22 protein-coding genes and 1 other annotated feature are annotated in these 18,651 nt (G+C 47.9%); of the genes, 21 read left to right on the forward strand and 1 reads right to left on the reverse strand.

From position 1 onward, the window contains the following. Positions 1-133 precede the first annotated feature (133 nt). From ACKKE8_RS10360 to ACKKE8_RS10420, 13 genes are all read left to right on the forward strand, one after another. Positions 134-373, forward strand: coding sequence for a DUF4321 domain-containing protein (locus ACKKE8_RS10360; protein WP_409178105.1), 240 nt, complete (start codon positions 134-136; stop codon positions 371-373). A gap of 8 nt (positions 374-381) precedes the next feature. Next, complete coding sequence (locus tag ACKKE8_RS10365) at positions 382-969, forward strand: Maf family protein (RefSeq protein ID WP_409178106.1); 588 nt, start codon at positions 382-384, stop codon at positions 967-969. Between the two features lie 101 nt (positions 970-1,070). Beyond that, positions 1,071-1,769 carry a RadC family protein gene (radC, locus tag ACKKE8_RS10370; protein ID WP_007726662.1) on the forward strand — a complete coding sequence of 233 codons (699 nt, stop codon included), beginning with the start codon at positions 1,071-1,073 and terminating at the stop codon, positions 1,767-1,769. 155 nt (positions 1,770-1,924) lie between these two features. Beyond that, entirely contained in the window at positions 1,925-2,968 is a 1,044-nt protein-coding gene (locus ACKKE8_RS10375; RefSeq protein WP_409178107.1) for a rod shape-determining protein, read from the forward strand. 14 nt (positions 2,969-2,982) lie between these two features. Beyond that, the gene (gene mreC / locus ACKKE8_RS10380; RefSeq protein WP_409178108.1) at positions 2,983-3,942 is read left to right on the forward strand and encodes a rod shape-determining protein MreC; all 960 of its coding nucleotides are present in this window, start codon (positions 2,983-2,985) and stop codon (positions 3,940-3,942) included. Beyond that, complete coding sequence (gene mreD / locus ACKKE8_RS10385; protein WP_409178109.1) at positions 3,942-4,466, forward strand: rod shape-determining protein MreD; 525 nt, start codon at positions 3,942-3,944, stop codon at positions 4,464-4,466. Before mreC ends, mreD begins: the two co-directional genes overlap by 1 nt. Before the next feature lie 21 nt (positions 4,467-4,487). Then, positions 4,488-6,920, forward strand: a complete 2,433-nt coding sequence (locus ACKKE8_RS10390; RefSeq protein WP_409178110.1) for a peptidoglycan D,D-transpeptidase FtsI family protein — start codon at positions 4,488-4,490, stop codon at positions 6,918-6,920. A 92-nt stretch (positions 6,921-7,012) separates the two neighbouring features. Continuing rightward, positions 7,013-7,690, forward strand: a complete 678-nt coding sequence (gene minC, locus ACKKE8_RS10395; protein ID WP_026042972.1) for a septum site-determining protein MinC — start codon at positions 7,013-7,015, stop codon at positions 7,688-7,690. Between the two features lie 20 nt (positions 7,691-7,710). Then, on the forward strand, positions 7,711-8,505 hold the full coding sequence (minD, locus tag ACKKE8_RS10400) for a septum site-determining protein MinD (protein ID WP_048032107.1): 795 nt from the start codon (positions 7,711-7,713) through the stop codon (positions 8,503-8,505). A 57-nt stretch (positions 8,506-8,562) separates the two neighbouring features. Then, on the forward strand, positions 8,563-9,693 hold the full coding sequence (rodA, locus tag ACKKE8_RS10405; protein ID WP_409178111.1) for a rod shape-determining protein RodA: 1,131 nt from the start codon (positions 8,563-8,565) through the stop codon (positions 9,691-9,693). 310 nt (positions 9,694-10,003) lie between these two features. After that, on the forward strand, positions 10,004-10,204 hold the full coding sequence (locus tag ACKKE8_RS10410; protein ID WP_005832370.1) for a cold-shock protein: 201 nt from the start codon (positions 10,004-10,006) through the stop codon (positions 10,202-10,204). Between the two features lie 158 nt (positions 10,205-10,362). Then, positions 10,363-11,148, forward strand: coding sequence for a peptidoglycan DD-metalloendopeptidase family protein (locus ACKKE8_RS10415; RefSeq protein ID WP_409178112.1), 786 nt, complete (start codon positions 10,363-10,365; stop codon positions 11,146-11,148). Further along, a complete protein-coding gene (locus ACKKE8_RS10420) occupies positions 11,141-11,977 on the forward strand; it encodes a M50 family metallopeptidase (RefSeq protein ID WP_409178113.1) in 837 nt (278 codons plus the stop codon). Before ACKKE8_RS10415 ends, ACKKE8_RS10420 begins: the two co-directional genes overlap by 8 nt. A 10-nt stretch (positions 11,978-11,987) precedes the next feature. Here the strand turns inward: ACKKE8_RS10420 and aac(6')-35 are convergent, their stop codons facing one another. Next, entirely contained in the window at positions 11,988-12,527 is a 540-nt protein-coding gene (gene aac(6')-35, locus ACKKE8_RS10425) for an aminoglycoside 6'-N-acetyltransferase AAC(6')-35 (protein WP_409178114.1), read from the reverse strand. 107 nt (positions 12,528-12,634) lie between these two features. Here aac(6')-35 and ACKKE8_RS10430 point away from each other — a divergent pair, with 107 nt between their 5' ends. The 8 genes from ACKKE8_RS10430 to ACKKE8_RS10465 all read left to right on the forward strand — a co-directional run bounded on the left by ACKKE8_RS10430 (position 12,635) and on the right by ACKKE8_RS10465 (position 18,637). Further along, positions 12,635-14,110 carry an Rne/Rng family ribonuclease gene (locus ACKKE8_RS10430; RefSeq protein WP_409178115.1) on the forward strand — a complete coding sequence of 492 codons (1,476 nt, stop codon included), beginning with the start codon at positions 12,635-12,637 and terminating at the stop codon, positions 14,108-14,110. A gap of 57 nt (positions 14,111-14,167) precedes the next feature. Next, positions 14,168-14,246: a sequence feature (ribosomal protein L21 leader region), on the forward strand. Positions 14,247-14,256: 10 nt separating this feature from the next. Further along, entirely contained in the window at positions 14,257-14,568 is a 312-nt protein-coding gene (rplU, locus tag ACKKE8_RS10435) for a 50S ribosomal protein L21 (RefSeq protein ID WP_012685563.1), read from the forward strand. A gap of 13 nt (positions 14,569-14,581) precedes the next feature. After that, positions 14,582-14,932 (forward strand): ribosomal-processing cysteine protease Prp, encoded by a 351-nt coding sequence (locus tag ACKKE8_RS10440; protein ID WP_409178116.1) that lies wholly within the window; start codon positions 14,582-14,584, stop codon positions 14,930-14,932. A gap of 7 nt (positions 14,933-14,939) precedes the next feature. Beyond that, complete coding sequence (gene rpmA, locus ACKKE8_RS10445; RefSeq protein WP_005832382.1) at positions 14,940-15,233, forward strand: 50S ribosomal protein L27; 294 nt, start codon at positions 14,940-14,942, stop codon at positions 15,231-15,233. Positions 15,234-15,341: 108 nt separating this feature from the next. Beyond that, complete coding sequence (locus ACKKE8_RS10450; RefSeq protein WP_409178117.1) at positions 15,342-15,926, forward strand: Spo0B C-terminal domain-containing protein; 585 nt, start codon at positions 15,342-15,344, stop codon at positions 15,924-15,926. A 13-nt stretch (positions 15,927-15,939) separates the two neighbouring features. Next, positions 15,940-17,217 carry a GTPase ObgE gene (obgE, locus tag ACKKE8_RS10455; protein WP_409178118.1) on the forward strand — a complete coding sequence of 426 codons (1,278 nt, stop codon included), beginning with the start codon at positions 15,940-15,942 and terminating at the stop codon, positions 17,215-17,217. An 8-nt stretch (positions 17,218-17,225) separates the two neighbouring features. Then, positions 17,226-17,891 carry a PilZ domain-containing protein gene (locus ACKKE8_RS10460; protein ID WP_409178119.1) on the forward strand — a complete coding sequence of 222 codons (666 nt, stop codon included), beginning with the start codon at positions 17,226-17,228 and terminating at the stop codon, positions 17,889-17,891. A 290-nt stretch (positions 17,892-18,181) separates the two neighbouring features. Then, positions 18,182-18,637, forward strand: coding sequence for a DUF1641 domain-containing protein (locus tag ACKKE8_RS10465; RefSeq protein ID WP_007728644.1), 456 nt, complete (start codon positions 18,182-18,184; stop codon positions 18,635-18,637). The last annotated feature ends 14 nt before the right edge of the window (positions 18,638-18,651 follow it).

The following is an 18,651-nucleotide window of genomic DNA, read 5'->3' on the forward strand; positions in this document are numbered from 1 at the left end:
GGTTTTCTTGCAGGAGGCCTTTTCTTTCTATACAGTAACTACCAAGAGCAATCAGGGATTGTTTCGTTTCTCCCCATTTGCTAAACTTATGTTTGGCAAAAAGAGAATCCCTTATAAAAAGGGAGTTGGGAAAATGGGGAAAGAAACGCTTACTCTCGTGTTTCTGTTGGTGAGTGGACTTTTGTTTGGCAGCATTATCGGGGAGATTTTAAGTCCCTGGCTACCTTTTTTGACCAAGAGCAAATTGATTACTTGGTCGCCTGCGGCAGATTTAGAAATTTTGAAGTACGAACTGAACTTTCAGGTAAAACTAAATCTAGCCAGTATCGGAGGCTTAGCCCTCGCATTTTGGATACATCGACGAATAAAGTAGGTTGAAAAATGACGAAAAAAAATGTTCCTCTCATTCTGGCTTCATCTTCGCCGCGTCGAAGGGAGCTTCTGCAAACTTTAGGCTTATCATTTACCATCATCACCAGTGATGTAGATGAGACAACAGCAGAGCATTTATCTGCGAACGAAGTAGTAGAAGAATTGTCTTTGCGCAAGGCCAAGGAAGTGGCTTCTCGCTTGACGGAAGGCGTCGTTTTAGGATCTGATACGGTAGTCGTGCTTGATGGCCAAATATTGGGCAAGCCTGTTGATGAAATGGACGCATATCGTATGTTGTCCATGCTCCAGGGGCAAGAGCATACCGTTTATAGTGGAGTCGCCTTGATAGATGTGGAGACAGGCCGTGCGGAAGTCTCACATAGTCTAACACACGTAAGAATTCGAGCTTTAACAGAGCAAGAAATCAAGTCGTACATTGCGACAGGTGAGCCGATGGATAAAGCGGGCTCATACGCCATTCAAGGTATTGGAGCCACGATCGTGGAAGGAATAACTGGAGACTACTTCACAGTTGTTGGTCTACCGTTAGGCCTGACGTCTACTCTTTTGACACGTTTTGGGATGCCGATATTGTAAAGTTGTCATGCTTGAAGCAAGCGACGACGGCCATACGCCTCATGAACCTCTCCATGTCAGCCGTTTTCGATAATGTGAATATGGCTGGAGGCGGATATAAAATGGCAACAAATACCTGTAACAAAATGCTGTTGAAAAACGTCCCTTACTATGACCGTCCACGTGAACGACTGCTTCGCGAAGGAGCGGTCCATCTGTCTGATACTGAACTTCTTGCCATTTTACTGCGGACAGGCAGGGAACAAGAGACGGCTCATCAGCTGGCTCAGCGCTTATTAGCCAGGTTTGGAGACCTGCGTGGTTTAGCCCAAGCCTCTCATGCTGAGTTAACAGAGCTAAAAGGAATTGGTCCAGTCAAAGCGATTGAATTGCATGCTGCGTTTGAGCTTGGGCGTAGATTGATGGGAGCCCCTCGAGAGTATAGGGCTTCTATCCGTTTACCACGGGACGTAGCTGATTTGATGTCGCCAGAGCTTGCTCATTTGACACAGGAACATTTTGTCTGTCTCTTTCTGAATACCAAGAACCACGTGATTGGCAAGCAGACGATTTTCGTAGGCAGTCTGGACGCTTCCATCGTACACCCGAGAGAAGTCTTTAAAGAAGCGATCCGTCGTAGCAGCGCATCGGTGATATGCCTACATAACCATCCGAGCGGTGATCCGACACCTAGCAGGGAAGACATCGCGATTACGCATACATTGCGTGACGCTGGTGAACTGGTGGGGATTTCATTGTTGGATCATGTTATTATCGGGGAAGGCAAGTACGTTAGTCTCAAAGAGCAAGGGTACTTGTAGCATGTTTTTTCGCGCAAGATTTATCATCGATACGTCTATAAATTATTGTGCGCATGAAAACCTTCCACAAAAACGCGGTCGCGCTATCTGGAGAGGCCTCGATAGAGGTTCTCTCATGCTTGTCATTTGGATTAATATTTGGAAGGAGTTTTTTTATGTTTGGTGGATTTACACGTGACTTGGGGATTGACCTCGGCACTGCCAATACACTTGTTTTTGTGAAGGGTAAAGGAATTGTGGTGCGCGAACCTTCTGTTGTAGCGATTCGTACCAATAACAATTCCATTGAAGCAGTAGGAAATGCAGCGAAAAGTATGATCGGTCGTACGCCAGGTAATATCGTAGCGGTTCGCCCAATGAAAGATGGGGTTATCGCTGACTTTGATACAACTGCGACAATGATGCGCTATTTCATCAATCAAGCACAAAAAAATCAAGGGCTGTTTACACGTCGTCCAAACGTAATGGTCTGTGTACCTTCGGGAATTACTGCGGTGGAAAAGCGCGCGGTCGAAGACGCTACGAAGCAGGCTGGGGCGAAGGAAGCATATACGATTGAAGAGCCGTTTGCAGCTGCGATCGGTGCAGACCTGCCGGTGTGGGAACCGACTGGTAGTATGGTCGTTGACATTGGCGGCGGTACAACAGAAGTTGCTATCATTTCGCTCGGGGGGATTGTTACATCCCGCTCCATTCGTGTGGCCGGGGATGAGATGGACGAGGCGATCATTCAGTACATCAAGCGCCGTTACAACTTGATGATCGGGGAACGTACAGCAGAAACATTGAAGCTGGAGATCGGCTCTGCGATTGCTCCTGAAGAGGTCGAAAACGTAGACATTCGTGGTCGTGACCTTGTAACTGGATTGCCAAAAACGCTCTCGGTAAGCAGCACAGAGATTGCCGAAGCATTGGCGGAAACCATTTCTGCTATCGTGGAATCGGTGAAGGTGACTCTCGAGAAAAGCCCGCCTGAGCTCGCGGCGGACATCATGGATCGTGGAATTGTACTCACAGGCGGCGGTGCGCTCTTGCGTAACATGGATCGCCTGTTAAGTAAGGAAACGGGTATGCCCGTGCATGTCGCAGAGAACGCACTGGATTGCGTAGCGATCGGAACAGGTCGTGCATTGGAGAACATTCACCTGTTCAAATCCAAGCAAGGCATCACCTCTTCCCGACTAAAACGGGGTAAATAAACGGAGGGTAGGGCATGTCGTTTTTCGGGAATAAGCGGCTTATCATTGTACTTGTAGGCTTGGTCCTGCTTATCTCCGTCGTGGGCTTCACTTCTCGTGAACGGGTTAGCCTGACCTGGCCAGAAATGTTCTTCAAGGATACCTTCAGCGTGGTGCAGGGCTTTTTCTATCGCCCTGCCCAGGCTGTTTCTGGCTTTTTTCAGGAAATTGAAGAAGCGTACGGCGTATATGAAGAAAACAAGGCACTCAAAGCAGGGTTGGATCAATACGCCCAACTAAGTGCTGAACTGCACACGCTCAAGGCTGAGAATGATCGCCTTCGAGAAATGCTGCAGGCAAAAGATTCACTCAAGTCTTACCGCCTCCGCTATGCGGAAGTCGTAGCGAGAAACCCTGATACATGGAACAACGTCATCACGATCGACAAGGGACTGAAACATGGCATCAAGAAGGATATGGCGGTTATAACAGCTAAAGGGATGATCGGCCGCGTACAGAGTGTAGCCAATTTTTCAGCTACAGTTGAATTGTTGACGAGCTACGAGCGACGTGACCATATCTCAGCAGATATTTTGACGGAGCAGACAGTCGATGGCAAGCCAGTGTTCCGTCCAATTAGTGGTGTCATTGAAGAGTACGACCCGCAAAAGAGATTGCTCGTCATGCGCAAAATCCCTTGGGGACAGGCCATTAAAAAAGATCAGCAAGTTATTTCATCCGGTTTGGGAGGAGTTGTCCCTCGCAATTTGCCGATTGGCTATATTGTTCGCGTAGAGCCAGATGATTATGGCTTGACTCAAACCGCCTACATCCAGCCAAGCGCTGATTTTTCACAATTGAATGAAGTCATGGTTGTGGAACGAGATTTTACAATCGCTCCTAATGGTGAATTGATCCCGCAACAGCCAGCCGGCCAGACACAAACACAGACAACTGTACCTCCGGCTCCACCTGCTAGCGGGGGTGGTCAGTAATGGCTCGGTTTTTATTGACGTTGGGCGTCGTGGTCATGTTTGTTTTGGAAGGAACTGTGATGCAAGTATTTGCACCTGGTACATGGGGTCTGTCTTGGATGACGGTACCCCGGTTTGCGCTTGTCTGCTGCATCTTTATTTCGATGTATCTCGGCAGGCGCGAGGGCTTGTATTACGGGATCGCCTTCGGATTTTTACAGGATGTCCTGTTTGGGCAACTAATTGGAATCTATACCATGTCCATGATGGTGGCCAGCTACTTTGCAGGGATGATCGTTCTTTTGTTCCAGAGAGGATTCGGGATGGTTTTCATTACCAGCTTCCTGATTTTGTTCGGACATGAGTGGCTTTTGTATTCCTTGTTCCGCTTGTTTTCCGCTGCCCCCTTCGATGTTCAATGGATTTTGACACATCAAATTTTGCCTAGTGTGCTGTTTAATCTCGCTTTTGGCTTACTGGTATACTTTCCGATCAAGAATGTATGCAACAAGATTCTGGCGAAAAAGGAAATGCACATGCAGTAAGGGCAAAGGAGAGGAGAGTTCGTGGAAGAAGTCAAAGAACCGAAATCAGACATACCTATTCGGCTCAATATATTGTTTGTGATTGTATTTTTGTTCTTCGCCGCCATTATTTTACGGCTAGCCTTTGTGCAACTGGTGGAAGGCGAACAGTACAAGCATGAATTGGAAAAGTTCAGTATTCGTGAACTGCCGATTTCCGCTCCTCGTGGCCGTATCTTGGATAAAAATGGCGAGGTACTCGTTTCGAATAAACCTGTGTACACCGTTCAATACGTTGAAGAACAAGGGCAGGACATTGATGAAGAGAAAGTCGCGGATCGTCTGGCAAAAATCCTCATCCCCGATGGCGGCAAAATTGGTACGGATAAGGAACTGTTAAAGAAGACGATTGAACTGAGATCAACCTTGCCCGTTGCCTTCAATGCGCAAGAAACAAACGATCTCAAGACAAAGGTTGCGGCGAAGTTAAAAGCCGTTCCAAAAGTAGAGACCGTCGATCAGATGTCGGACTTTGAGCTGGTAAAAACGGCTGTGTATATCGGGATGCGCGTTCGTTCTCCCTTTGATGACAGGGAGAGAGCAGACCTTATAAAGAAACTGAATGCTGCCAAGAAGGGTACACCCGCTATTACGGAAGCAAACACTACGGATTTCGAATTGTTAAAAATGGCGATAAACGCTAATATGACCCTCACTCTAAAATTGGACAAGGAAGATCGCAATGACCTTGCCAAAAAAGTGAAGGATCAGATCGGAGTTTTGCCAACCCCTGAAGGCTTAGCAGAAAAGTCCGACATGGATTTGCTTCGCTATGCCTCGTTGTTCGACATGGATATCAAACTGCCGTTGACAGAGCAGCAACGCCAATTTCAATGGCACAAGCTCTCGTTGCTGCAGGAGATGCGTTCACCGCAGATGGCCAGCTACATTCCGAGACGTGTCAAGGTCAACATCACGGAGCAGGAAATGTTCCAAATCGAAGAACGACGTACCGAACTGCCGGGAATTAGTGTGGAGCTGGAGCCTGTTCGCCAAATTTTCGAAGATCCGGATGGTTCAGCATTTGGTACTCACTTTCTTGGGTACATCAATGCGATTCGACCTGAGAGCTTGAAAGAATATCAGGCACAGGGCTACAACGCTATCGACCGTGTCGGTGTAACCGGTCTGGAGAGCTCCTATGAACGTTATTTGCGCGGTAAAAACGGGATTATGGAAGTGCACGTGAACAAAAATTCGGAGACGGTAGAGAAGCAGATGCGCCAAGCCCCTGAGCCAGGAAACGATCTCGTTTTGGCTATGGACTGGCGTTATCAAAGCAAGGTAGAGGCCATCTTGAAAGAAGAGTTTGAAGCATTCAAGAAGCGCCCTACTACACCAAAAGAATTTAAGGACGCACACGTATTGGTGATGAATCCGAATACGGGTGAAATATTGGCGATGGCGAGTTATCCAGATTACAATTTGAATTTGTATTACGACCGTAAGAAATTCAACGAGAATTACGCCTCGCTCATTTTGCCGAACGAATCAAACCGATTCATTTATACGCCGTATCCACCTGCTTCTACCTACAAGCCACTGTCTGTCATGATTGCTCTTCAGGAGGGTCTGACTACACCGAACGAAGTGATCTATGACCGAGGCGGTTTGAATGTCGGTAACACGTATAAACGCAACTGGAAGGCAAGTGGTCATGGACCTGTTAACGCTCGTCGTGCCTTGCAGGTATCGAACAATACGTATATGTACGAAATGGCGATTCGCTTGGCAAGAAAAGGGAAAGAAGGCTGGGAGAAGCAGTTTTCTGTCTACGATTACTACAATGCCCAGTTTGGTCTTGGTGTGAAAACAGGTGTGGATCTGCCGAATGAACATACCGGTTGGGAAAACCAAAACCTTTACTACGGAAATTTGGCAGACGTAATGATTGGTCAATACGATCTGTTCACGCCGATGCAGCTGGGCCAATACGTATCGACTATTGCCAATGGAGGATATCGGGTACGCCCACATCTTGTGAAAGAAATTCGTAAAGGAACCACCGATCCGAAGAAACCAGGACAAACGCTCTCGGTTATTGAACCACAAGTGCTCAACCGGGTTGATATCGATCCGAAGCATATACAGGTGGTAAAAGAAGGGATGCGGATGGTTACTCAGCCAGGTGGTACCGTTCAACGATTCAATGGGTTACCTTTCACGGTTGCAGCCAAGTCTGGTACGGCACAAACATCGCAACCAGCGGAAAATGCACTGGTTGTCGGCTTTGCGCCTTATGAAAATCCTCAACTAGTTTTCGTCGTCATTGCGCCGAACAGTTTGAGAGACGGTACATCCAGTTCTGATGCGACTGGTCCGATCTCGCGTCGATTGCTCGAAGCTTACAATGAATTGAATCCAGGTGTCCTTACTGGTGGGGTTCCGAAGCCAAATCCAACGTCCGCGAAGTAAAATTCCACGATCTGACCCGATTCGGCAATTTTTTCACGCAGAGCAGGAAAAATCTTTCTGCATGGCGAATGGTATCGGTCGAGGTGAAACCGGTGACGACTGTGAAAAGCAAGGTCACGATCAAAGGGACTAAAGAGGGTCTCGTCTTCTTTATGGATGATACCTGTTCCTTCGACGAACTGCTGGCCGATATGCGTGAAAAAATAGAGCATAGCCACCAACAGATTTTGTCGGGACCACTCATTCGGGTATCTATAAAATTGGGAAAACGATACTGCTCACCCGAGCAACAAGAGCAGTTGACTCAAATTATTCGAACGAAGGGCAACCTGGTGATCCATACAATCGAATCTGATTTGATCACGCGGGAAGAAGCTATGGCTGAACGCCTGAAAACCCATTTTTCCATACAGGTAAATACGGTACGCTCTGGGCAAGTACTGGAGTTTGACGGTGATTTGCTCTTATTGGGAGATGTCAATCCCGGGGGGACGGTTCGCAGTACAGGAAGCATCTACGTGCTGGGGCATCTCAGAGGGTACGCGCACGCAGGTATTTCCGGTGACTCACAGGTAATTATTGCGGCTGCAGTCATGAGTCCTACCCAGTTGCGGATTGCAGATGTGATCAGCAAGCCGGGTGAGGAATGGACGAATAATTCCGGAGGCACAGAATTTGCCTATCTGGAAAATGAAATCATGCTGGTAGCGAAAATGAACTACTTGTCGCGAATTCGCCCTGATTTGGGTGAGAAAAAGCGTGAGGGTTGAGGGAAAGAGGAGGAACGGACGTGGGGATTGGAATTGTCGTAACTTCCGGTAAAGGCGGCGTGGGTAAGACGACCACTTCCGCCAATTTGGGAACGGCGCTCGCATTGTTGGGACAAAAAGTGTGCATGGTAGATACCGATATTGGCTTGCGCAATCTGGATGTAGTCATGGGACTTGAGAACCGAATTATTTATGATCTGGTAGACGTTGCAGAAGGCGCATGCCGACTGCCGCAAGCTCTGATCAAAGACAAGCGGTTTGACAATCTGGCATTGCTCCCGGCTGCTCAGACCAAAGACAAATCAGCAGTAACTCCTGAGCAGATGGAGGAAATCATTACGCAACTGAAGCGGGAATATGATTATGTCATCATCGATTGCCCTGCGGGTATTGAGCAAGGCTTCCGCAATGCAGTGGCAGGGGCTGATCAAGCAATCGTCGTGACTACACCTGAAAAAGCCGCTGTGCGTGATGCTGATAGGATTATTGGCCTATTAGAGCGAGAAAAAATCGGAATGCCGAAGCTGGTCATCAATCGTGTTCGCTCCCATATGGTGAAAAATGGCGACATGTTGGATGTAGAGGACATTTTGGATTTGTTAGCCATTGACTTAATTGGAGTAGTGCCGGATGATGATCATATCATTAAATCCGCGAACCAAGGTGAGCCGGCTGTAATGAATCACGAATCGCGTGCTTCCATCGCTTATCGGAACGTGGCTCGTCGCCTTTTGGGTGAAGCTGTTCCATTGCAACCATTGGAAGAAAAAGCGGGCGTGTTCCACAAAATGCGTAAATTCTTTGGATTAAAATAGGTAATACATGGCTCCCTTCTTCTATAGAGGGGAGTCACGTTTTCTAGGAGGAAACGGATGGACCTGGAAAAACGTCATTTAAAAACCATTGACTGGACCATCATTTTGATTTTGGTAGGGCTTGGTATCTTCAGCTATTTGGGGATTTCCGGTTCTGCGGCAGGTGTAGATAAAGCGCATCAGCAGGTCCTATGGTATGTCATCGGCTTTATTGTGCTAGGTGTGACATTGCTATTTGACTATCGCCTATTCCACAACATGGCCTATGTCTTATATGCACTCGGTCTGATTCTTTTGATCGGGGTATTTCAAACGAAGCCCATTAACAATACGACGAGCTGGTATGACCTTGGTCCTGTGTTGTTTCAGCCTTCTGAACCGATGAAGCTGTTCACGATCATAACGGTGGCCCGCTTCTTGTCCAGGAGGGCAAACGATCCGGATCGGTTTTACTATTTTTATAAGCTGATTCCGGTAATGGCTTTGGTTGGTGTACCTTTGCTTTTGATTTTGGTTCAGCCTGATTTGGGTACGGCCATGGTCTATACGGGTATGCTTGCCACTATGCTCATCGTTGGTGGTATACGGATGAAGCATGTATTGTATATGGTCGGGCTGGTCGGCAGCTTTTTTGCCGCCATGACACTGTTGTATCAATACAAGCAGGATATCTTTTTCAAGATTATCAAGCCATATCAATGGGATCGGATCCTCTTTTGGATGAACCCGGATCTTGAACCAATGGGACGAGGGTTCCAGCTCAAGCAAGCATTGATTGCCATCGGCTCAGGGCAATTGTTCGGAAAAGGGATTGCTACGCCGACGCAAGCGAGCTTTGGATGGGTGCCGGTAGGAGAAAGTGATTTTATCTTTACCGTCATTGCAGAGAAGCTGGGGTTTGTCGGAGCGGGCTTGCTGATGATTCTGTTTTTCGTCTTGATTTACCGAATGATCCGCATTGCAATGGAGGCTAAAGATCCGTTCGGCTCCTACGTTGTCGCGGGTGTCGTAGGGATGCTTACCTTCCAGATCTTCGAGAACATTGGGATGACGATTCAGTTGATGCCGATTACGGGTATTCCACTTCCGTTCATTAGCTACGGAGGGAGTTCGCTCATAACCAACTTCCTGATCATTGGTGTGGTGCTCAATATTGGGATGCGCAAGGACAAGTTGCGTTTTGATTAAAGGAGTTGTTCAAAAAGTCGTCAGGTTCTCGTCTCTTTCTCGGTGCTGAATAGATGACTTTTTGAACACTCACGAAATGCGTGACAAATGCAAATACATATGCTAAAATCATCCTAAGTTAACCATTTTTACAAGTTATAGTGTTTGATTGATTGGTATGGAGTCGTACGTATTGTGAGTGACGTCACCAATTGTCAATCGCAATTCGTATGACTTTTTTTCCTTGACGCAAAAGGCTTATCTGTAAAAAAGAGGTTAACGCTACACTCTTTCGCCTCGTGGGGCGTAATGTTCAGGGAGGTTTTGTTTCATGCAACAAGGTATCGTAAAATGGTTTAACGCAGAAAAAGGATACGGCTTCATCCAAGTTGAGGGTGGCGACGACGTATTCGTACACTACAGCGCAATCCAGTCAGAAGGTTTCAAATCTCTTGACGAAGGTCAAAAGGTTGAATTCGAAATCGTTCAAGGTAGCCGTGGACCACAAGCTGCTAGCGTAACTAAACTGTAAAATTGACTGATTCAAAGGCAGTCTCTCAATAGGGAGACTGTCTTTTTTGCGTGTTTCCACCCGATTCGCTGGGGCGTTGGAGAGGGACAACGGTCGTCATAAAGCAGGTAGACAAGTCATAGGATGATACTAAAGGCTTGGCCTGCGGAGGGATGGACATGTTTGACAGAGTCGATCGAGTAAAAGAAAGACGGAGAGAGCGTTTGGAAAGAATCCGAACACAGTCGCGAGACAGCTATACTCCCTACGTCGATGAATGGAAAGATCCCATCGAAGAAACACCAAACCCATTCAGTTACTCGCCGCGCGAGAACGATATGATGGACCAGCCACCGTCCCATGAAAAGTGGGGCGTGCAAATTTTAGCATCTGTCTTATTGATTGGTGCTGCTTATGTATTGTTTCAAACTACGCTGATCCCTGCCTCTTGGAAAAGCTCCGCGAGGGAAGTCATGACACGGGACTTTAATTTTTCGGGGGTAGCGGACTGGTATGAAGCAAGAGTTGGTCCGATTCCGACGATGCTTCCTTCGATAGCTACCAATCCCCCTGCTGTGCCAGCCACGAGCACAACAAAGGACGCAAATGCTGTGTGGAAGCTCCCCAGTAGCTGGAAAGTCATAAAATCCTATGATCCAGAGAGTGCAAATGTGATCCTGCATACGGGAATGAACGATCAAATCACGATAGGAGAGGCTGGCTGGGTCGCGTTTGTCGGTGAAAAGCCTGATTATGGGACGACAGTGATTGTTCGTCTAACCAAAGGGCGGGAAATATGGCTGGGCAATCTCGATAGTATAGGGGTGACGAAGGACGAGGTCCTTAAACCAGGTCAAGTCATCGGAACCGCACGGGTAATGGACCAGACATCACGTCATCTGTATGTAGGGGCGAAAGTGAATGAGCAATTTGTTAATCCCCTGGAAGTGATACCGTTTGAATAGGGGAGGTTGGCTTGACATTCGGTTTCGCATTCACCTGCTATTTTGGGCGGTGATCGGCTTGTCCGTGGTGACAGGCCATTTTTTGGAGGTCATTACGTTGTTTGTCATCGTACTGATCCATGAATTGGGGCATGTAGCGATGGCGCGCGAGCTCGGATGGACCGTTAAAGAAGTGCAGCTTCTGCCTTTTGGTGGTGTAGCGACGATAGAAGACTCGTACGCCACGGACCCAATGGATGAGATTGTCGTGGCACTCGCAGGGCCCTTTTTAAATATGGTGATGATGGCTGCTTCGTACTTGTTTTGGTTTATGGGGATATGGACGGAAGAGTGGGCCCGCTTTTTCTTGGTAAGTAATTTGACGATTGCGCTGTTTAACCTGTTGCCAATCTGGCCATTGGATGGCGGGAGAATCTTTTTGGCCGTTCTATGCTGGTTTATGTCGTATAGGCAGGCGACGATGATATCGATGACAGGTAGTACGCTTTTTGCGGGGATCATGGTGGGGATGTCCAGCCTGGAGTTGAAGTACAACTTAGCAGTGATCGGAATTTATTTATTGACGTTGAACATTCAAGCATTTTTACGGTTTCCATATCAATTTTTTCGCTTTCTTGTGGAAAAATACGACCGGCAGCAAGAAGAAGCTGCCGTTCAAGCCATACGCGTGCATCCTGAGGAGACGGTACTGGCAGTCTCCCACAAGTTGCGGCGGGGATGCTCACATCTTTTCTACGTGCAAGGCGCGGGTCTCTTGGCAGAGGAGCAGCTATTGCATGCCCTGCTGTTTGAACAAAAGCACGACGCCGCAGTGGGTAAGCTCCTTTAGCCTTTAGACCTTAGTCTGCAGGAGCGATCCATTCCATCAGCCAGCAATCACGCATGCTTCCTTCGTGCCATTCGTGCAGAGGAAGCTCTTTTACTTTTCGAAAACCACATTTTTCATAGCAACGCAGGGCTCGTTCATTCCAGGCTTGCGGGTCAATCGCTACTTTTTGTGCTCCTTTTTCCTTGTGGAGATAGTAGAGGATGGCTTTAACGAGCTGAGTGCCGATACCGCGATTCCAGTAAGCAGGCTCTCCGATGAACTGGTCCATGCCGTAAACGACGTCGTCTTTTGCATACCCATACAGTTGTTTTCCCGGGGCATCAAGTGGATAAAATTGCGCGTAGCCAATCGGTTTGTCCGCGTACCAGATCAGGCAGCGATTTTCGCCGTCGTCTTCCGGAAAAAAGCTTTGCTGCACGAGCTTCTCGTCATGTGGCCGATCGCGACCTTCATAATAGGCCAAAACTCGCTCGTCAGAAAGCCATTTGACTAAGTGAACGGCATCATTGGGGGATAAGTCTCTTATTTTTAAATCACCAGCATGAATCATGGATTATCTCCTTTACCTTGACTTGGCAGCTATGTTAGATTACTTCCTATGAGCCCGGTTATCCTTCTTTTGGGCAATGTTTGTACGGGGAATAAGGAGTGAAGGCAGTGAAACAAGTAGCGATCAGTGCACAAGGTGGCAGTATCCGCATCGCATTCATGGAAAACGGGAAATTGCAGGAATGGCGTACACAGGATGTGGGAGCACACGCAAGCGTTGGTGACATTTATCAAGGATGGATCGCGGATGTGAAGCCTGGTATCCAATCCGCCTTTGTTGATATTGGTACAGACCAAAATGCTTATTTGTATGTAGATGACACAGTGGGTGTGGAGTCGGGCGGAGCAGCGAAACCAAGCATTGCGGAGCGCGTTCACGTAGGGCAAAAGGTATTGGTTCAAGTGAGTAAAGAGGCGCTGGAAATGAAGGCACCAAAAATTACGATGCGGATCAGCTTGCAGGGGCGTTACTTGGTGTACCTTCCGACTGAAGCAAGCATATCGCTTTCTCGTAAAATAACCGATGATACCAAGCGAAAACGGCTGCATCAGGTGATCTCATCGACAGTATCGCAAGGAGAAGGCTGTATTCTGCGCACGGAAGCGGCGGAAGCAGAAGAGCAGACACTCATTAACGAACTGGTCTATTTGCGCAATCGCTGGCAGGACATGCTGCGAACAGCGGAGGGACTGCGCTCGACCGGGCGGATTTTTCAGGATGCAGAGTTGGTCGAGGTGGCGCTCCGAGATGGCTTGGCAAACGGAATGGATGAGCTGTTGGTAGAAGGGGCGGCGACTCACCAGAAGGTAAAAGCGGCGTTGGCTGCTTTTGCTCCGGAAGTACAAGAGAAGCTTCGCTGGTATCAGGGCAAACAGCCGCTCTTTGACTTCTTGGGTGTCGAGGTGGAGCTGATTCGTACTCGCGATCGACATGTGCCACTCAAGAGTGGAGGGTCCTTGGTCATCGACAGGACTGAAGCGATGACGGTCATCGATGTAAATACCGGATCATTCACAGGTGGGGGAGGGCAACAGCGGGAGCAGGCAGTGACGGCGACCAATCTGGAAGCAGTAGCTGAAATTGCCCGGCAGCTGCGGTTGCGAGATATCGGTGGCATCGTGATCATTGATTTCATCGACATGAAAGAGCAGAGCAATAAGGAGCGAGTGATCTCGCGATTGAAACAAGAGCTGGCGAAGGATCTCGTCCCTTCGACTGTTCTCGGGATGACGACGCTTGGATTAGTCGAGATGACGCGAAAAAGAATGCGTGCGAGCCTGTCGGAGCGGCTGACGGAGCCGTGTGAGGCATGCAAGGGTCGAGGGAGAGTTTGGCGAGTAGACGAGCTATTTCGGCGCTTGTACGCCGAAGTCACCGCATTGGCAAAGAGCCAAGATGCGGAGGCTGTTCTCGTGGACATGCCGCCAAGATTGTTGGACTTGATAGAGGAGTGGGAAAAAGCAGAAGCAATCACATGGCCTGTCTATGTCTATAAGCAGCTTGTTCCTACTATGGGCCCGGACGAGTTTCGAATTGGATACGTCGGAAATCGGGCAGAGGCGGAGCGTCTACAGTCGAAATAACTTGACTGGGCTATTGTAGCTATGATAACCTAATGGTTGTCATGCAGATATGCCTCGTGCATACTGTAACCGCACGAATCAGGTACATAAGCCGTCGCTCGTCGACGCACCTGTAAAGGCGAGTCTGAGTATAGGAGGTGCACACAGTGTACGCAATTATCGAAACCGGTGGAAAGCAATACAAAGTTGAAGAGGGAGCAGTTCTCTTCATCGAGAAATTGGCTGACGTTGAAGGTGAAGTAGTTACTTTTGACAAGGTTCTTCTCGTAAGCAAAGACGGCAAAGTTACTGCAGGAGCTCCTACAGTAGCTGGTGCTACGGTAACTGGTAAAGTAGAAAAACACGGTAAAGCGAAGAAAATTATCGTGTACAAATACAAAGCCAAGAAAAACTACCGTCGCAAGCAAGGTCACCGTCAACCATTCACCAAAGTTGTGATCGAGAAGATCAACGCTTAATTGGTGACTTGTTATGATTGAAGTGATCGTGAGCCGTGCGCAGCACGGTATCCATGAAATTAGTATTTCCGGACATGCCAATGCGGGTGCCTATGGGGCAGACATCGTTTGTTCTGCTGTATCAGGCATCAGCTTTGGTATATTAAACGCCATCCAACCTTTGACGGGCATCACTCCTGATGTCGCTGTCGCACAAGAAGGCGGTGGGTTCTTGAAGTGGAGTCTTTCTTCTTCGGATGATGAGACTACACGCGAGAAACAACAGCTTTTGGCAGAGAGCATGGTAATTGCTCTTTTGTCAGTTGAGGCGAATTACGGTAAATACGTAAAAGTAAATGATCGTAAATGGCAGGGAGGTGTCTGATATGAACATGCTGTTTAACTTGGACCTTCAGTTTTTCGCATCGAAAAAAGGGGTAGGTTCCACAAAGAACGGTCGCGATTCCATTTCCAAACGTCTGGGCGTGAAACGTGGCGACGGGCAATTCGTTACTGCTGGTAACATTCTCGTTCGTCAACGCGGAACAAAGATTTACCCAGGTGCGAACGTAATGAAAGGCGGAGACGACACTCTGTTTGCAACTGCAGATGGTGTTGTTCGTTTCAAGCGTCTGGGCCGTGATCGCAAACAAGTTGTGATCGAGCCAGTTGCTTCCGAAGCGTAAATATTTGTTAAGAAAAACCCAGCGATATAGCTGGGTTTTCTTTTTGTCCGGCACTTTTTTATGGTACAATAGATGGGAAAGATATTCTTATCGACTTGGGTGAATGTGATGGGGGACGAGCGGAGGCTGTTTACGCATCAGACAGACCAACTGCTGACCGTTCTGAACAGGCAGCGGCACGACTGGTTGAACCACGTTCAGGTTCTGCTCGGCTATTTGCATTTGAACCGTACTGAACAAGGAGAGGCCCATTTGAAGCGCATCGCACAGATGGCGATGCAGGAATCGATGGTTGCCCGATTGAATAGCTCCTTGTTGTCCGTCTTCTTCTTGACATTTAATGCACTGAACAATGAATTGCTTTTAGAAGTAGACGTGTGCAATCATGTGGATCTCACGCGAGTAGTTTTGAACGAGCAAGACTTGTTCCAGTTGGTGTCAGAGATATTATGCACAGTGAACGATCATGTAGACCAGAGCGGGTACGAAGCAGCCAGCATGCAGGTAAGCTTGCAGATGGATGAGCGTGGCGTTCATTTTCGTTTTGACCTGGCCGGTGTACTTCGTGCATCCGGAATGGAAGAATTGGAAAAGCTGATACGTAAAAGCGAACAGAGTACGGTGGAGGTCACCGAGTGGATACATACGGAAGAAGAATGGATCCTGAAATTGGTGGTTCCATTCGCGGAATGAAAGAGGTGACACCATGTTTGTCGATCAGGTAAAAGTATATGTAAAAGGCGGGGACGGTGGTAACGGAGCCGTCTCCTTTCGCCGGGAGAAGTACGTACCGCTGGGTGGTCCAGCGGGTGGAGATGGCGGTCAAGGCGGAGATGTCGTGTTTGTCGTGGATGAAGGTCTGCGTACACTGGTAGATTTCCGCTATCAACGACATTTCAAAGCACCTCGCGGAGAGCATGGCCGCAACAAATCTCAGCACGGGGCAGGCGCGGAAGATATGGTTGTGCGCGTGCCACCTGGAACAACTGTCATTGATGATGATACCAAAGAAGTGATTGCCGATCTCGTAGAGCAGGGCCAACGTGCTGTGATTGCAAAAGGCGGACGTGGTGGACGAGGTAATATTCGTTTTGCCAACTCTTCGAATCCAGCCCCACACATCTCGGAGAACGGAGAGCCAGGTCAAGAGCGTTACATTGTCATGGAGCTCAAGCTGATTGCAGATGTGGGCTTGGTTGGCTATCCGAGTGTCGGAAAATCCACGTTGCTGTCCAGTGTAACAGCGGCCAAGCCAAAAATTGCGGAGTATCACTTTACGACCCTTACACCGAATCTGGGTGTTGTGGACTTGGGCGAGCAAAGCTTCGTAATGGCTGACTTGCCAGGATTGATTGAAGGCGCACATGAAGGTGTGGGTCTTGGTCACCAATTCCTGCGTCACGTAGAGCGTACACGCTTGATCGTCCATGTGATTGACATGGCAGCGGTAGATGGACGCGATCCATACGAGGATTATTTGCAGATCAACCGAGAGCTGACGATGTATAACCTGAAGCTCGAAGATCGTCCGCAAATTGTAGTCGCGAACAAAATGGAACTGCCAGAAGCAGAGGAAAACCTGCGTATTTTCAAGGAAAAGGCTCCAGATGTGAAGGTGTACGAGATCTCTGCTGCCACCCGTCAAGGCGTACAAGAATTGATGTATGCGATCGGGGATACCTTGGCGACGATTCCGGACAAGCCTGCTGTCGAGGAAGTTGCGGAAGTGGAAGAGCGCGTGGTGTTCCGAGCAGAAAAAGAACCAGACGCATTCGAGATTACGCGTGATAACGAAGTATTTGTTGTCAGCGGTGAAAAGATCGAGAAGCTCGTACGCATGACCAATCTGAACAGCTATGATGCAGCCCAGCGTTTTGCAAGACAAATGCGCAGCATGGGTGTAGATGATGCTCTGCGCAAGCTGGGAGCAAAAGACGGGGATACCGTTCGGATCGGCAAATTAGAGTTTGACTTTGTGGAGTGACAAAAACCATGATTGATATCCCATCACTGAACCCATTTTTGGGGGATAAACGACTCCAACGCGGTGCGACGCTACCGCTAATCATCTCCAAGCAGGTACAGACACCTGTTCAAGTTTTGGTTGAACATGCAAAGGGCAGTTATCTCGTCGTTTCCTACGAGATGAAGCCTGAAACAAAAGCAGAGCTTCTCGGATCAACTGTACGCATTCGTTGGGAAACGGATGCGGCAGTGAATACCATTGATTTGGAAGTAGTTTCGGAGCAAACGCTTTGGCCGATCAAGCTTTTAGGGATGATTCCGATTAGTGTAGGGGTAGAAATTACACAAAAGCGCAAGCAGGATCCCATCTCCCCAGATCTCGGTATTTCTGTTCCGTACAAGGTGATGGGAGCTAGACCGATCGAAGAAAAAGGCGAGGCAGTGTTGCTGAAATTCTCTCCTACCCGTCTTGTATTGGGTACAGACGGTTATGTGTCGAAGGGCGATTTTCTCCACTTGTCTTTCAAGATACCGAAGCAAGCGCAGGAGATTGTCATGATGGCGAAAATCGTGGAAAAAACGTTCCAAGACAAGCAATCGATCATTGAATTAATCTTTACGGATATCAATGAAAAGCACCATGAACTGATCAAAGATTACTATAAAAAGCTCTCAACTACCGCTTCTTCCTAAGGAAGCGGTTTTTTTCCTTTGATGTTCCTGTAAAGAAGGTATATAGTAGAGTACATAGAGTTCTACATCGAGCCTGTTCACTTGATGGATTTGTTGTGTACGCTTTCCTGAATAAATACTTGTGAAATCATTCACTTTTTATTGTTCGAATCCGTTGTCTGCTTTACTTTGTGAAAAATGTTACAAGCAATTATTATCGGATGCTCAGGGAGAATAGCGGCCGTTACTCGTATGAACAGGCATCGAGAATGAAAGGCCTCTATTCCAAAGCAAAGGAGGACGTTTTTTTTATGTCTCAAACAACTACGCAACAAGCTCAAGCTGCTGCTGAAGTAGCAAGCACTGCAACTCTGGCACCAGCGCAGCAACAAGATGTACTCGATCAGTTGATGAAACCAGAAATCCAAGAGTCACTGAACGTATTGGTGGCGAACCTGCCTAAATTGGCAGAACTGACAACTCTTTTGACCAAAACATATGATTTGGTACAAACAGTAGCAAATGATCATGTGTTGATCGACGACATCAAAGGCGGAATGGAAGAGTTCGTAAAACCGATCTCTGATAAAGCGAAAGGTATTGCGCAAGCAGCCATTGAAGCCAATGACCGTGTTCATGTAGAAGAGTCTACTATCGGTTTGTTCGGTATTCTCAAAATGCTCAAGGATCCGCAAGTACAAAAAACTTTGCGTTTCGCACAAGCATTCCTGGAAGTATCAGCAGAACGTCAACAACAAAAACGCTAGTATTTTTATTATGG

Origin of the sequence: Brevibacillus fortis (genome assembly GCF_046196545.1) — a bacterium.
Taxonomy (GTDB): Bacteria; Bacillota; Bacilli; order Brevibacillales; family Brevibacillaceae; genus Brevibacillus; species Brevibacillus fortis_A.